At 61.1% G+C, this 14,931-nt stretch carries 15 protein-coding genes and 1 pseudogene; 12 read left to right on the top strand and 4 right to left on the bottom strand.

What is annotated here, in order from left to right:
• Window positions 1-9 precede the first annotated feature (9 nt).
• The 4 genes from mnmG to DDE75_RS02445 are packed head-to-tail and all read left to right on the top strand — an operon-like array spanning window position 10 to window position 4,145.
• Window positions 10-1,869 (top strand): tRNA uridine-5-carboxymethylaminomethyl(34) synthesis enzyme MnmG, encoded by a 1,860-nt coding sequence (mnmG, locus tag DDE75_RS02460; RefSeq protein WP_108500906.1) that lies wholly within the window; start codon window positions 10-12, stop codon window positions 1,867-1,869.
• Complete coding sequence (gene rsmG / locus DDE75_RS02455; RefSeq protein WP_108500772.1) at window positions 1,866-2,462, top strand: 16S rRNA (guanine(527)-N(7))-methyltransferase RsmG; 597 nt, start codon at window positions 1,866-1,868, stop codon at window positions 2,460-2,462. The genes mnmG and rsmG overlap by 4 nt, the downstream gene beginning before the upstream one ends.
• Window positions 2,455-3,240 (top strand): ParA family protein, encoded by a 786-nt coding sequence (locus DDE75_RS02450; RefSeq protein WP_108500771.1) that lies wholly within the window; start codon window positions 2,455-2,457, stop codon window positions 3,238-3,240. Before rsmG ends, DDE75_RS02450 begins: the two co-directional genes overlap by 8 nt.
• On the top strand, window positions 3,240-4,145 hold the full coding sequence (locus DDE75_RS02445) for a ParB/RepB/Spo0J family partition protein (RefSeq protein ID WP_108500770.1): 906 nt from the start codon (window positions 3,240-3,242) through the stop codon (window positions 4,143-4,145). Before DDE75_RS02450 ends, DDE75_RS02445 begins: the two co-directional genes overlap by 1 nt.
• A gap of 44 nt (window positions 4,146-4,189) precedes the next feature.
• On the opposite strand, the gene DDE75_RS02440 is transcribed toward DDE75_RS02445, so the two are convergent.
• The 4 genes from DDE75_RS02440 to rph form a co-directional block, all read right to left on the bottom strand.
• Window positions 4,190-4,546 (bottom strand): YbaN family protein, encoded by a 357-nt coding sequence (locus tag DDE75_RS02440; RefSeq protein WP_108500769.1) that lies wholly within the window; start codon window positions 4,544-4,546, stop codon window positions 4,190-4,192.
• A 3-nt stretch (window positions 4,547-4,549) separates the two neighbouring features.
• A complete protein-coding gene (hemW, locus tag DDE75_RS02435) occupies window positions 4,550-5,716 on the bottom strand; it encodes a radical SAM family heme chaperone HemW (RefSeq protein WP_108500768.1) in 1,167 nt (388 codons plus the stop codon).
• Window positions 5,717-5,802: 86 nt separating this feature from the next.
• Window positions 5,803-6,411, bottom strand: coding sequence for an RdgB/HAM1 family non-canonical purine NTP pyrophosphatase (rdgB, locus tag DDE75_RS02430; protein ID WP_108500767.1), 609 nt, complete (start codon window positions 6,409-6,411; stop codon window positions 5,803-5,805).
• Window positions 6,408-7,121, bottom strand: coding sequence for a ribonuclease PH (rph, locus tag DDE75_RS02425; RefSeq protein ID WP_108500766.1), 714 nt, complete (start codon window positions 7,119-7,121; stop codon window positions 6,408-6,410). The genes rdgB and rph overlap by 4 nt, the downstream gene beginning before the upstream one ends.
• A gap of 72 nt (window positions 7,122-7,193) precedes the next feature.
• On the opposite strand from rph, the gene hrcA reads away from it, so the two are divergent.
• From hrcA to DDE75_RS02385, 8 genes and pseudogenes are all read left to right on the top strand, one after another.
• The gene (gene hrcA, locus DDE75_RS02420; protein WP_108500765.1) at window positions 7,194-8,249 is read left to right on the top strand and encodes a heat-inducible transcriptional repressor HrcA; all 1,056 of its coding nucleotides are present in this window, start codon (window positions 7,194-7,196) and stop codon (window positions 8,247-8,249) included.
• A gap of 5 nt (window positions 8,250-8,254) precedes the next feature.
• Window positions 8,255-8,785: a nucleotide exchange factor GrpE gene (locus DDE75_RS02415; RefSeq protein WP_108500905.1), complete on the top strand. Its 531-nt coding sequence runs from the start codon at window positions 8,255-8,257 to the stop codon at window positions 8,783-8,785.
• A gap of 114 nt (window positions 8,786-8,899) precedes the next feature.
• Window positions 8,900-9,484, top strand: a complete 585-nt coding sequence (gene gfa, locus DDE75_RS02410; protein WP_108500904.1) for an S-(hydroxymethyl)glutathione synthase — start codon at window positions 8,900-8,902, stop codon at window positions 9,482-9,484.
• Window positions 9,485-9,579: 95 nt separating this feature from the next.
• Entirely contained in the window at window positions 9,580-10,710 is a 1,131-nt protein-coding gene (locus DDE75_RS02405; RefSeq protein WP_108500764.1) for an S-(hydroxymethyl)glutathione dehydrogenase/class III alcohol dehydrogenase, read from the top strand.
• A gap of 81 nt (window positions 10,711-10,791) precedes the next feature.
• Window positions 10,792-11,430: an ATP-dependent Clp protease proteolytic subunit gene (locus tag DDE75_RS02400; RefSeq protein WP_108500763.1), complete on the top strand. Its 639-nt coding sequence runs from the start codon at window positions 10,792-10,794 to the stop codon at window positions 11,428-11,430.
• The gene (locus tag DDE75_RS02395) at window positions 11,427-11,942 is read left to right on the top strand and encodes a GNAT family N-acetyltransferase (protein ID WP_108500762.1); all 516 of its coding nucleotides are present in this window, start codon (window positions 11,427-11,429) and stop codon (window positions 11,940-11,942) included. The genes DDE75_RS02400 and DDE75_RS02395 overlap by 4 nt, the downstream gene beginning before the upstream one ends.
• The gene (gene fghA, locus DDE75_RS02390) at window positions 11,939-12,772 is read left to right on the top strand and encodes an S-formylglutathione hydrolase (RefSeq protein ID WP_108500761.1); all 834 of its coding nucleotides are present in this window, start codon (window positions 11,939-11,941) and stop codon (window positions 12,770-12,772) included. Before DDE75_RS02395 ends, fghA begins: the two co-directional genes overlap by 4 nt.
• Before the next feature lie 168 nt (window positions 12,773-12,940).
• A pseudogene (locus tag DDE75_RS02385) lies at window positions 12,941-14,737 on the top strand (methanol/ethanol family PQQ-dependent dehydrogenase); the annotation flags it as partial.
• Window positions 14,738-14,931 lie beyond the last annotated feature (194 nt).

The raw sequence follows: 14,931 nt of genomic DNA, 5'->3' as shown, positions 1-14,931 counted from the left end.
TTGCTTCACGTGAAACATTTTGATGTCATCGTTGTGGGTGCTGGTCACGCAGGTCTCGAGGCCGCGACCGCTGCCGCGCGGATGGGATCCTCGGTCGCTCTGGTGACGATGAGAAAGGAAGACATCGGTACGTTGTCGTGTAATCCTGCGATCGGGGGCTTGGGCAAAGGGCATTTGGTCCGTGAGGTGGATGCGCTGGATGGCGTGATGGGCCGCATTGCCGACAAAGCCGGGATCCAATTTCGCCTGCTGAACCGGCGCAAAGGTCCTGCGGTCCAAGGTCCACGCGCACAGATGGATCGAAAGTTGTATCGTGAAACTGCTTGGGAGATGTTGTCCAGCTATCCTGGCGTCGAGCTCATCTTCGGTGAGGTCACTGCATTCACCGGGACTGATCGGAAGGTCACCGGTGTACAGATGGCCGACGGTTCCGAGATTGCCGGGATATCGACGGTACTCACCACGGGTACGTTCCTCAATGGGGTTATCCACGTCGGAGACGTCAGCCGTCCGGCAGGTCGTTGGGGCAATGATGCGTCAGTTGGATTGGCCGGGTCGCTTGCCAAATTCGGACTTCCAATGTCGCGGCTCAAAACCGGGACACCGCCGCGATTGGATGGAGGGACGATCAACTGGTCCGCATTGGATATGCAACCGGGTGATGACGATCCAGTCGTGTTTTCTTATCTGAACGACCGGCCTTATGCGAAGCAGATATCCTGCGGCATAACTCATACGAATGAGGCAACGCACAAGATCATCCAAGATAATCTTCACAGATCGGCAATGTATGGCGGGCATATCTCGGGACGAGGTCCGCGTTATTGTCCGTCGATTGAAGACAAGGTCGTCCGGTTCGCCGAGAAAACGTCGCATCAGATTTTCTTGGAACCCGAGGGACTGGATGATTCCACGGTCTATCCGAATGGAATTTCGACCTCCCTGCCAGTCGAAGTTCAAGAGGCTTATGTTCATTCCATCGCCGGATTGGAGAATGCCGTCATTCTTCAACCTGGATACGCTGTCGAATATGACTTTGTTGACCCAACTTGCTTGCGGCACAGTCTTCAAGTTGGCTCAGTTGAAGGTTTGTTTTTGGCCGGGCAGATCAATGGAACGACCGGCTATGAAGAGGCAGCCGGGCAGGGCTTGGTTGCCGGGCTGAACGCTGCATTGTCCGCCCAAGACCGTGATGCGCATCATTTCAGTCGCACCGACAGCTATATCGGAGTGATGATCGATGATCTGGTGACTCGCGGCGTCACTGAGCCATACCGAATGTTCACGTCACGAGCCGAGTTTCGCCTCAGTCTACGCGCTGACAATGCCGACCGGCGCCTGACGCCTGTCGGCATTGAGCTGGGTTGCGTAGGTAGTGAACGGCGTGCCCATTTTGCTAAAAGAAGTGCAGCCTATTCCGCTGCACGCAGCCTAGCCGAGGGCTTGAAGTTTTCACCGAACGAGTTGTCAGACTTGGGGTTCAAAGTGCGGTTGGACGGACAGAAGAGATCTGTTTTTGCCCTGTTGGGAATGGCCGATATCGATAGGGATGTTCTTGTCGCAAGTATCCCAGAACTGGCCGATGTTTCACGTGAAACAGTGAGCCAACTGGCTAATGACGCCTTGTACCATCAGTATGCTGAAAGACAGGATCGCGACGCGTCGGCGATAAAAGCGAATGAGGCACTGACGTTGGATCCGAACGCGGATTATTCAAACGTTGGGGGGCTTTCTGCCGAGCTAGCGCGAAAGCTGGGCGAGAGACGTCCGCAAACATTGGCAGAGGCATCCAAGATCGAGGGTATGACGCCCGCAGCCCTCACGCTGTTAATTGCCCTTGTCAAATCTAAGGTAAGAATGTCCGCATGACCGATGTTTCACGTGAAACAGAGTTGCTTTTCGAAAAATATCGAAATTTGATGGCGACTTGGAATCCCAAGATCAACCTTGTCGCGTCTTCTACACTTGGCGAGTTTCGCGAACGTCATATCGAAGACTGTCTTCAAATCGTAAGTTCTTTGCCAAAGTATATCAGCGGAAAATGGGTGGATATCGGCAGCGGAGGCGGTCTTCCAGGTTTGGTGTTGGCGATCTACTATCGCGAACAGTCAATAGATTTCAGCTTTGTCGAAAGCGATAAGAGAAAATGCCAATTCTTGCGGACGGTCATTCGTGAACTTGGCTTGGAGAATGTTGATGTCATCAGCGAACGTATCGAAGAAATCACGCCTTTGAATGCAGATTATCTGTCTGCACGGGCACTTGCCGCCCTACCAAAACTTCTTGGGTTCGTGGAACGTCACCTTGGCGCCAATGGGAAAGCTTTGCTTATGAAAGGACGCAGTTGGCAAGAAGAGGTCGAACTGGCGCGAAAAGAATGGCACTTTGAACTTGAACATTCGCCCAGTACAACAGATGCAGAAGCGGCAATTCTGAAAGTATCCGGAGTCTCTCATGCGTGAGCAGCATATCGTCGCAATCGCGAACCAGAAAGGTGGGGTCGGCAAGACGACGACGGCTGTCAATCTTGGAGCTGCCTTGGCGCAAGCCGGATGGCCCACAATCCTGGTCGACCTCGACCCGCAGGGAAACGCATCGACCGGTCTTGGCATCGGCTCGGATCAGAGAGAATTCACGGTCTATGATCTTTTGACGGGCGAAGCCAGCTTGATCCAAGCCGCAATGGCAACCGACATCCAGAACCTCAGGGTGGTGCCGGCAACATCGGATTTGGCTTCTGCCGATGTGGAACTGTCGCAAACGCCCGATCGAATGCGGTTGCTCAGCAAACAGCTTTCCCAAGCTTCCGCCGGTACGATCGTCTTGATCGACTGTCCGCCGGCACTTGGTTTGTTGACGGTCAATGCGATGGTTGCAGCGACCAGCGTGTTGGTTCCTCTTCAGGCCGAATTCTATGCCTTGGAAGGTCTGTCGCAGCTGCTTGGGACCGTCAAACAGGTTCGTCAGACAGCAAACCCTGCGTTGCGCATCAACGGCATTTTGCTGACCATGTCCGATTATCGCAACAATCTGTCTCAGCAAGTCGAGGCCGATGTCCGCGAAACACTGGGCGATCTGGTTTATCCAACGGTGATCCCTAGAAACGTTCGCGTATCGGAAGCGCCGTCACATGCGCAGCCGGTCCTGAGTTATGATCCAAATTCCAAGGGCAGCTTGGCCTATCGACAATTTTCCGATGAGTTCTGTGAGAGATTGAAACTTGTGACGGAGGCGGCTTAATGTCGGATGGAAAGGCTGGAAAGCGCGGATTGGGTCGTGGCCTGTCAGCTTTGATGGCTGACATGGATCTGTCCGATCCCACCCCGAACACCCCGTCACCGGCGCTGAAGGATCGGGTTGTCGTGCCGATCGAACAGATCACCGCAAACCCTGATCAGCCCCGTCGCAACTTCGAGCCTGAAGCCCTCCAGGAACTTGCGGCTTCGCTGAAACAACGCGGTGTCCTCCAGCCCCTTATCGTTCGACCGCATCCCGATGATGCGGGCATCTATCAGATCGTTGCCGGTGAACGTCGTTGGCGGGCAGCGCAGATTGCGCAACTTCATGAACTTCCGGTCATCATTCGCGAAATGACCGATACCGAAGTTCTCGAGATTGCCATCATCGAGAACATCCAGCGCGCCGATCTGAATTCGATCGAAGAGGCGGCCAGTTTTCGTCAGTTGATGGACCGGTTCGGTCATACTCAAGAACGTCTTGCCGAAGCATTGAACAAAAGCCGTAGCCACATCGCGAACCTTCTGCGGTTGCTGAACCTTCCCGATGCCGTCCAAGAGATGGTCAAGGAAAACAAGCTGAGCGCTGGCCATGCACGTGCCCTGATCACGGCCCCGAATGCCTTTCAATTGGCACGTCGGGTCGTCGAGAAGGGAATGTCGGTTCGCGAGACCGAGGATATGGTTCGCAAGCTGTCTCAGTCGCCGCAGGACAAGCCACGGGGCAAAGCAAGTGCGTCAGCTGAGAAAGATGCGGATACCCGTGCGTTGGAAGGCGATCTGAGCGCGCATTTGAAGATGAAGGTGCAGATCAGTCATTCGGGCAGGGATGGCGGCGAACTGGTCATTTCATACAAGGACCTGGATCAGCTGGACCAACTTTGCCAGTTACTGGGTGGTCATAACTGACCGCTATCTTGCGGTTCATAGTGATTGGACCGCAACCAAGAATGTCACGCGCAAGGTCTGGTCAACAGGAAGATTGCCACGCAGGCACAGATTGCCGCTTGCGTTGCAACGACCCATGGCGGCATGCCAACCCACCAGGACAGCGCCACACCTGCGGTCATCGCCGTAATCGCCCAAGCCTTGGCCTTACTGCCAACCGCGCCACGTTCCTGCCATGCCCGTACCGGGGGGCCATAGGTCGGATGGTCCAGAATGCGCTGACGCAGGGCAGGGGAAGACCGGGCGAAGGCCCATGCGGCAACCAGCAGGAAAGGGACTGTCGGCATCACGGGCAATGCGACCCCGATGATGCCCAACCCCATGAAAAGCCAGCCGATCATCAGCCATAATTTGCGGCGCATGGGTCAGATGGCCAATTCGCGAAGGATGGCATTCAAGACGGGGCGTCCCGCATCGGTCGCATGCAGCCTGTTTCCCTGCCGGCGAACCATTCCCAGGTCGATCAGCGACGATACGGCTTGTGCATCGGGTTCCTGTCCGGCCAATGCCGCAAAACGGTCCATGTCCATCCCCTCGCTCAGACGCATCGACATCAGCAGATATTCGTTGGCTTGTTCTTCATGGGGGATGAACTCGCGTGGAAGCTCGGCTGTTCCGTGCTGTTCGACGGCATCGATCCATGCGCCGGGGGCGCGCAGGGCCTCGGTCGCAACACGGCCTTGGGGCAAGGTCATCCGGCCATGAGCGCCGGGGCCGACTGCGGCCCAATCACCCTGCCGCCAATAGACCAGATTGTGCCGACTCTCGGAACCCGGCGCCGCGTGGTTCGAGATCTCGTATCCATTCATCCCCGCCGCGGCGCAGATTTCTTGCGTATCGGCATACATGTCTGCTGACAGATCGTCGTCGGGCAGGTCGCGCAGCTTGCCGATCTCGGCACGGGCGCCGAAGGCGGTGCCGGGCTCGATGGTCAGCTGATAGAGCGAAAGGTGATCGACTGCCATCGACAGGGCCTGACGCAATTCGGACCGCCAGGCGGCACGGTCCTGTCCTTGGCGCGCATAGATCAGATCGAAGCTGACCCGCCCGAAGGTCTCGCGGGCGACGTCGAAGGCCGCCCTTGCCTCGGCCACCGAATGCATGCGTCCCAAGCGACGCAGGTCGTCGTCGTTCAATGCCTGAATGCCCATCGACAGCCGGTTCACACCCGCATCGGCAAACCCCTGAAAGCGGGTCTTCTCGACGCTGGTGGGATTCGCCTCAAGCGATATTTCAATATCATTGGTAAAGCCCCAGCCCGCCTGCGCCGTCCGAATGACCGCATCCACCGTTTCAGGCAGCATCAGCGAGGGCGTGCCGCCGCCGAAGAAGATGCTGCCCAGATGGCGGTCGGGAATCTCGGCCGCCAGTCGGGCGATCTCGGACGAGAGCGCCTTGGCCCATCGGGCCTGATCGACATGGGCGACGACATGGCTGTTGAAGTCGCAATAGGGGCATTTCGCGGCACAGAAGGGCCAATGGACGTAAAGCCCAAAGCCACCTGCGCGCCAATCTTCGGAAGTCGGTGTCATGTCGAGAATATCCTAGCCCCCGTCCGGCAGGGGCATCCGTCCTGATTTTGCCGACCCGCCCCGCGAACAGGGGCGGGCCGCAGCCGTCAGGTGAAGGCGGCCTTGATCATCTTGTCCACCGCGATGGCGCGATGGCTGAGGGCATTCTTGGCCTCGGCCGACATTTCGCCCAAGGTCATTTCGTGACCGTCGGGCATGAAGATGGGGTCATAGCCGTGACCTTCGGCACCACGCGGCGGCCAGACGACCTGACCGGGCAGCACGCCTTCGAAGACCTCATCATGGCCATCGGGCCACATCAGGACCAGCGTGCAGCGGAACTGCGCAAGCCGCGGGGCAGGGGCGTTCACGGCCTCCAGCTCGTCCCAGGTGCGTTTCATGGCCATGGGGAAATCGCGGCCGTTGCCGGTCTCGGCCCAATCTGCGGTATAGACGCCGGGGGCGCCGTTCAGCGCGTCGACGCTGATGCCGCTGTCGTCGGACAGGGCGGGCAGGCCGGTGGCCTCCATCGCGGCACGGGCCTTGATACGGGCGTTGCCGATGAAGTTGTCCTCGGTCTCGACGGGTTCGCCGAGGCCCATCTCGGCGGCGCCGACGACCTCGACGCCGTAGGGGGCCAGCAGGGCACGCATCTCGGCCAGCTTGCCGGCATTATGGGTGGCGACCAGCAGGCGCTTCTCGGTGAACTTCCTCATGCGATGGCGGCCTTCTGCGCGGCGACCAGATCGGCCATGCCGGTTTCCGCCAGATCCAGCAGCTTGCCCATTTCATCGCGCGAGAAGGTCGCCCCTTCGGCCGACATCTGCACCTCGATCAGACGGCCTGCGCCGGTCAGGACGAAATTGCCGTCGGTGCCGGCCTCGCTGTCCTCGGCGTAATCCAGATCGACCAGCGGCTGGCCCGCATAGATGCCGCAGCTGACGGCTGCAACGTGGTCAAGGATCGGGTCCGACGTGATGGTGCCCGCCTTCAGCAGCTTGTTGACCGCCAGCCGCAGCGCCACCCAACCGCCGGTGATCGAGGCGCAGCGCGTGCCGCCATCGGCCTGGATCACGTCGCAGTCGATGGTGATCTGACGTTCACCCAAGGCCGAACGGTCGATGCCCGCGCGCAGGCTGCGCCCGATCAGGCGCTGGATTTCCTGGGTGCGACCGGTCTGCTGGCCCGATGCGGCCTCACGGCGATTGCGGCTGTTCGTGGCGCGGGGCAGCATGCCATATTCGGCAGTAACCCATCCAAGGCCGGTGCCCTTCAGGAAACGCGGCGGGCGATCCTCGATCGAGGCGGTGCAAAGGACATGCGTATCGCCGCAACGGATCAGGCAAGACCCTTCGGCGTGGCGCATCACCCCGGTTTCAATTGAAATCGGGCGCATTTCGCTTAGATTCCGGCCAGAGGGGCGCATGATTCATCCTTTTCGTGAAGATTACCCGCCCAATATCGCCCGAGGGCACCGTCACGCAACCCCACGAGGCACATGAGCCAGGAAACGCTGCTGAACCAGCTGAACGAACGGTCCCGCGAAGTCTTTCGCCGGGTCGTCGAAAGCTATCTTGATACGGGTGAGCCTGTGGGCTCGCGGACGCTGACGCGGACATTGTCGGAAAAGGTCAGCGCGGCGACGATCCGCAACGTGATGCAGGACCTTGAATTCATGGGGCTGTTGGACAGCCCGCATACCTCGGCGGGGCGGATGCCCTCACAGCAGGGGCTGCGCCTGTTCGTCGACGGCATGATGGAGGTCGATCAGGTGGCCCCCCAGGACCGCGCCGCCATCGACCAGACGCTTGGCAACGACGACCCCGAAACCGGCGTGCTGCTGGACCGTGTCAGCACGGCATTGTCATCGATCACCCGCGGCGCCAGCCTTGTGCTGATGCCCAAGCACGAGGCGCCGATCCGCCACATCGAATTCGTCAGCTTGGGGCCGGACCGCGCGCTGGTGGTGCTGGTCTTTGCCGACGGGCATGTGGAAAACCGTATCTTCACCCCGCCGCCGGGGCAGACGCCGTCCTCGATGCGCGAGGCGGGCAATTTCCTGAACGCCATGGCCGAGGGCAAGACCCTGGCCGAACTGCGCGGGCACCTGGCCCAGCAGATCACCACGCGACGGCGCGAACTGGACGTGCTGGCCGCCGAACTGGTCGAATCGGGGATCGCGCTTTGGGGCCCCGAGGCCATGGACCCGCGGCTGATCGTGCGCGGCCGGTCGAACCTGCTGGACAGCGAGATCGCGGATCTGGACCGGGTGCGGGTTCTGTTCGACGATCTGGAACGCAAGCGCGACATCGTCGATTTTCTGGACCTGACCGAGCGCGGCGAGGGCGTTCGCATCTTCATCGGGTCGGAAAACAAGCTTTTTTCACTTTCGGGTTCCGCTCTGGTCGTTTCACCCTATATGAATGCCGACCGTAAGATTGTAGGCGCGGTCGGAGTCATCGGACCGACCCGGCTGAATTATGGCCGGATCGTGCCGATCGTCGATTATACCGCGCAGCTGGTCGGGCGGGTGCTGTCTGGCCGGAAAGGATGAAGAAGATGACCGAGCAGAACGAACAGCCGATGGAAGAATTTCTGGACGACCCGCTGGCCGCCCAGGATGACGAGGTCGCGCGCCTGACGGCCGAACGCGACGAATTGCGCGACAAGTGGATGCGCGCGTTGGCCGATGCGGAAAACTCGCGCAAGCGGGCCGACAAGGACCGTCGCGACGCGGAAAACTATGGCGGCTCGCGCCTGGCGCGGGACCTGCTGCCCGTCTATGACGCGCTGACCCGCGCGCTTGATGCGGCCACCGACGAACAGCGCGAGGCGGCCTCGGCCCTGATCGAGGGGGTCGATCTGACCCTGCGCGAACTGTCGAACGTCTTCACCAAGCATGGCATCACGATCATCCGCCCCGAACTGGGCGAGAAATTCGACCCTACCTTCCACGAGGCGATGTTCGAGGCCCCCGCGCCCGGCACCAACGCCGGTGAGATCATTCAGGTGATGGACAACGGCTTCCGCCTGCACGACCGCCTGCTGCGCCCGGCAAAGGTCGGCGTGTCGTCGACCCCGGCCAGCTGAACGATGGCGGCCCGCGCCGGCAATGGTGCGGGCTGCTACAACCTTCCTCCCACTTGCCGAATGTTCCCATCGGCGCGACCTTGACCAATGTCCGGTCAATTGGAGGAGGGGACCATGACCAGCACCGACGGGGTGACGATCCACCCGGCCGTGGATCACGGCGTCAAACAGGGAAACCCCGGTTTTTCCGGTGGAACCCTCACCTGCCACTGCAGCAGCAATCCCGTGAAGGTCGGCGTCGGCGCACAGTCCGCGCACAACCATGTTTGCGGCTGCACCAAGTGCTGGAAGCCCGAGGGGGCCACCTTCAGCCAGGTCGCGGTGGTATCGCGCGACAGCGTCCGCATCCTTGAGAATGGCGACAAGCTGCAGATCGTCGATGAAACGGCGGCCATCCAGCGACACCGCTGTCGCGATTGCGGCGTCCACATGATCGGCCGCATCGAAAACAAGGACCATCCGTTCTATGGCCTTGATTTCGTGCATACCGAACTGTCCGGGGAAAGCGGCTGGTCGGCACCTGAATTCGCGGCCTTCGTCAGCTCGGTCATCGAATCGGGGGTCGATCCGTCGCGGATGGACGGCATCAGGTCGCGCCTGCGCGAGCTTGGGCTGGACCCTTATGATGCGCTGTCCCCACCCTTGATGGACGCGATCGCGACGCATGTCGCCAAGCGTTCGGGTGCCTTGCCCGCCTGAACCGGATCGTCCACAAAGATGAGATTCGGGGCATGGGTTCGCCTGTCGATCCCTTGCCCGATCCAAGCCCTGCCTGAGCGATAGGAGACGACACTATGAGAACCCGTGCCGCCGTAGCCCTCGAGGCTGGCAAGCCGCTGGAAGTGATGGAGGTCAACCTGGAAGGCCCCAAGGCCGGCGAGGTCATGATCGAGATCAAGGCCACCGGCATCTGCCACACCGACGAATTCACCCGCTCGGGCGACGACCCGGAAGGCATCTTCCCCGCCATTCTGGGCCACGAAGGCGCGGGCGTCGTGGTCGAGGTTGGCGAAGGCGTCACCTCGTTGAAGGTCGGCGATCACGTGATCCCGCTCTATACGCCCGAATGCCGCGAATGCGCGTCCTGCCTGTCGGGCAAGACGAACCTCTGCACCAAGATCCGCGGGACCCAGGGGCAAGGCCTGATGCCCGACGGCACGACCCGTTTCAGCATGCTGGATGGCACGCCGATCTATCACTACATGGGCTGCTCGACCTTCGCGAACCACACGGTGCTGCCGGAAATCGCGGTCGCCAAGGTCCGCGAGGACGCGCCCTTCGACAAGATCTGCTATATTGGCTGCGGCGTGACCACGGGCATCGGCGCGGTCATCAACACCGCCAAGGTGGAAATCGGCGCCAAGGCGGTGGTCTTCGGCTTGGGCGGCATCGGTCTGAACGTCATTCAAGGCCTGCGCTTGGCGGGTGCCGACATGATCATCGGCGTCGATCTGAACAACGAGAAGAAGGAAATGGCCGAGCGTTTCGGCATGACCCATTTCGTCAACCCCAAGGAAATCGAAGGCGGCATCGTCCAGCACATCGTCGAGATGACCAAGACCCCCTTCGACCAGATCGGCGGCGCGGATTACAGCTTTGACGCGACAGGCAGCACCAGGGTCATGCGCGATGCGCTGGAATGCACCCACCGCGGTTGGGGCGTGTCGGTGATCATCGGCGTGGCGGCGGCCGGTGCCGAGATCAACACCCGTCCGTTCCAGCTGGTCACCGGCCGCGTCTGGAAGGGCACGGCCTTCGGCGGTGCGCGCGGGCGGACCGATGTGCCCAAGATCGTCGACTGGTACATGGACGGCAAGATCGAGATCGACCCGATGATCACCCACACCATGTCGCTGGACGACATCAACAAGGGCTTCGATCTGATGCACAAGGGTGAATCGATCCGCTCGGTCGTCCTTTACTGATCCTTCGCGGCTGCTTAGGTAAAAGAACGGCGGGGCCGCGCGGTCCCGCCGTCGCCATGAGTAAGAACAAGGAGCAGGCCCATGCGCCATCAGTGGCTGGATGACGACGACGATCACGAAGAAGACGACGACCGCCAGCCCAAGGGCGACAAGGACGGTGGTCTGGGTCTGCCGGAAGGCGACAAGATCGGCAAACTCTACTTCAAGTCGCGCACGGTGATCGTTGCCGGCCCGATCAACGACAAGCTGGCGCAGCGCACCGTGGCGCATCTGCTGGCCTTGGCCGAGGACAGCGACGAACCCATCAACATGCTGATCAGCTCGCCCGGTGGTCACGTGGAATCGGGCGACATGATCCACGATGTGATCAAGTTCATCCGCCCCACAGTCCGCACCATCGGGTCGGGCTGGGTGGCCAGCGCGGGCGCGCTGATCTTTGTCGCGGCGGAAAAGGAAAACCGCTACTGCCTGCCCAACACCCGCTTCCTGATCCACCAGCCCTCGGGCGGGATCGGCGGGACGACCTCGGACATGATGATCCAGGCCGAACAGGTGCGCCTGATGCGCGACCGTCTGAACCACATCTTCGCCGATGCGACCGGTCAGTCGGTCGAGAAGATCGAGGAGGACACCCACCGCGACTTCTGGCTGAACACCCAGGAAGCGTTGGACTATGGCCTGCTGGGCAAGGTCATCCGCAGCGTGGATGAGCTCGCATGACGACCGATGGCGGGGCGGTGATCCGCCCCGCGACCAAAGACGACCACGATGCGATCTGGGACATCCTGCGCCCGGTCTATCGCGCTGGTGAAACCTATTGCATGCCGCGCGACGTGGAACGTGATGAAGCGCTGCAGGATTGGTTCGCCCGACCCTTCACCGCCTTCGTGGCCGAGTTGAATGGCCGCATTCTTGGCACCAGCCATGTCGGCGCCAACCGCCCCGCAGGCGGTTCGCATGTGGCCAACGCATCCTTCGCCACCCATCCCGATGCCCGCGGCAAAGGCATCGCGCGCAGCCTGGTCGAACATGCCAAGACCTGGGCCGTCGATCAGGGCTTCCGGGCGATGCAGTTCAATTTCGTCGTCTCGACCAACCAGGATGCCGTCCATTTGTGGCACAAGGCCGGATTTGCCATTGTCGGGCGGCTTCCGGCTGCGTTTCTTCACCCCCAGCATGGGCCGGTCGACGGGCTGGTCATGTTCCAGACCTTGAAGGGAGAGACCCCATGAGCCTTGAGACCCTTTCCGAGAACCGCAGCTTTGGCGGAACGCAGGGCGTCTATCGCCACCGTTCGCAGGCGACGGGGACCGACATGACATTCGCGGTCTTCCTGCCCGAGATCGCGCAATATGGCCGCGTGCCGGTCCTGTGGTATCTGTCGGGCCTGACCTGCACCCATGAAAACGCCATGACCAAGGCCGCCGCCCAGCAATATTGCGACGAGGCGGGCATCGCGATCATCTTCCCCGACACCTCGCCGCGCGGAGAGGGCGTCGCCGATGATGACGCCTATGACCTGGGGCAGGGCGCTGGCTTTTATGTCAACGCCACGCAAGACCCGTGGAAGCCGAACTTCCAGATGTGGCATTACATCGTCCATGAACTGCCCGAACTGGTCGGCGACAATTTCGCCATCGACCGCGATGCCATGGGCATCACCGGGCATTCGATGGGCGGGCATGGCGCGTTGACCATCGCGATGACCCATCCCGACCGCTATCGCAGCGTCTCGGCCTTCGCGCCCATCGCCCACCCCAGTGAATCGGATTGGGGCCGCAAGCAACTGACGGCCTATCTGGGCGATGACCGCGATGCATGGCGCGCCCATGATGCCACCATCCTGATGCGCGAACGCGGCTACCCCGGCGAGATTCTAATCGACCAGGGCAGCGGCGATCAGTTCCTGGATCTGCTGAGGCCCGAATCGCTGGCCCATGCCATGATGGAGCGTCGCCAGCCCGGCCAGTTCCGCATGCAGCCGGGCTATGACCACAGCTACTTCTTCGTGCAAAGCGTCATGGGCGATCACGTCTTCTGGCACGCCGATCGCCTGCTGTAACCCAGCTGCCAAAACTTCCCGGACGCCTTGCCGTTTGCCCATCAGACTTTAGGGGCAAACGGCAGGGCGTTCGATTGACGCAAGGAAATGCGCAACCAACACTTGGATCATGGAAAGCCGTGGGAGGAGGAAACACCGCGGCGCAAAATCCAGCGGAGGAGCATTTCAATGAAACATCTGTTGAACAGCGCGGCAATCGCGCTGCTTCTGACGGGCGCGTCGGCCTATGCCAACGAAAGCGTTCTGACCGAAACGGCCAAGCCGGAGCAATGGGCCATCCAGACCGGTGACTATGCCAACCAGCGCTATTCCGAACTTGACCAGATCACACGCGACAACGTCGGCGATCTGCGGGTAGCTTGGTCCTTCTCGACGGGGGTGCTGCGCGGTCATGAAGGCGGTCCGCTGGTCGTGGGCGACATGATGTATGTCCACACGCCTTTCCCCAACAACATCTTCGCGCTGGACCTGTCCGACAACGGCAAGATCGTCTGGCGCCACACGCCCCAGCAGGACCCTGAAGTCATCGCGGTCATGTGCTGCGACACCGTGAACCGCGGTGTCGCCTATGCCGACGGGATGATCCTGTCGCATCAGGCCGACACCACGCTGGTCGCGCTGGACGCCATGACCGGCGAGGAGAAGTGGTCGGTCAAGACCGGCGATCCCGCCATCGGCGAAACCAACACCGCCACCGTGCTGCCCGTGGGTGACAAGGTCATCGTCGGCGTGTCGGGCGGTGAATACGGCGTGCGTGGCCGCGTGACGGCCTACAGCCTTGCGGACGGCTCGGAGGTCTGGAAGGCCTATTCGGTCGGCCCCGACGAAGAGATGCTCGTGAACCCCGAAACGACCATGTCGCTGGGCAAGCCGATCGGTGCGGACAGTTCGCTGAACAGCTGGGAAGGCGATCAGTGGAAGATCGGCGGCGGCACGACCTGGGGCTGGTTCAGCTATGACCCGGACCTGAACTTGGTCTATTACGGCACCGGCAACCCCTCGACCTGGAACCCCAGCCAGCGGCCGGGCGACAACAAGTGGTCGATGACCATCATGGCCCGCGATGCCGACACCGGCGAGGCCAAGTGGTTCTATCAGAAGACGCCGCATGACGAATGGGACTATGACGGCGTGAACGAGAACATCCTCGTCGATCAGGAAATCGACGGAGAGATGCGCAAGCTGCTGGTGAACTTCGACCGCAACGGCTTCGGCTATACGCTGGACCGCGAGACGGGCGAACTGCTGGTCGCCGAGAAATACGACCCCGCCGTCAACTGGGCGACCGAGGTCGTGATGGACAAGGACTCCGACCAATACGGCCGCCCGCAGGTGGTCGCGGAATATTCCACCTCGCAGAACGGCGAGGACACCAACACCACCGGCGTCTGCCCGGCGGCACTGGGGTCCAAGGACCAGCAACCGGCGTCCTATTCGCCCAAGACCGGCCTGTTCTACGTGCCTACGAACCACGTCTGCATGGATTACGAGCCTTTCCGCGTCGCCTATACCGCGGGTCAGCCCTATGTCGGCGCGACGCTGTCGATGTTCCCGGCGCCCGACAGCCACGGCGGCATGGGCAACTTCATCGCCTGGGACGCCACCAAGGGTGAGATCAAATGGTCGCTGCCCGAACAGTTCTCGGTCTGGTCCGGCGCCCTGTCGACGGCAGGCGACGTGGTCTTCTATGGCACGCTTGAAGGCTATCTGAAGGCCGTCGATGCCGAGACGGGCGAAGAGCTTTACAGCTTCAAGACCCCCTCGGGCATCATCGGCAACACCATGACCTACGTGCATGACGGCAAGCAGTATATCGCCGTCCTGTCGGGCGTGGGTGGCTGGGCTGGCATCGGCCTGGCGGCCGGTCTGACCAACCCCAACGACGGTCTGGGTGCCGTGGGCGGCTATGCCGCGCTCAGCGACTATACCGAACTGGGCGGCCAGCTGACGGTCTTCGAACTGCCGGGCGACGGCAACATGCCCGAAGCCGAGCCCGCCTCGATGGAACAGCCGACCGAAGGCGAAGCACCGGCAGAAGGTGCCACCAACGGCTAATACTTTCGTTCCGCAAAGTGAAAGTTGAACTGTGAAGGAGCCGCCCCGAGGTTAAGCTCGGGGCGGTTCTGTCCGAGGAGAGCAGGCAGTCCGATCAACGGGAG

This window comes from Paracoccus indicus, from assembly GCF_003056335.1.
Lineage (GTDB): Bacteria > Pseudomonadota > Alphaproteobacteria > Rhodobacterales > Rhodobacteraceae > Paracoccus > Paracoccus indicus.
The sequence above is the reverse complement of the archived record's forward strand: the minus strand, read 5'-3'. Positions and strand labels throughout refer to the sequence as shown.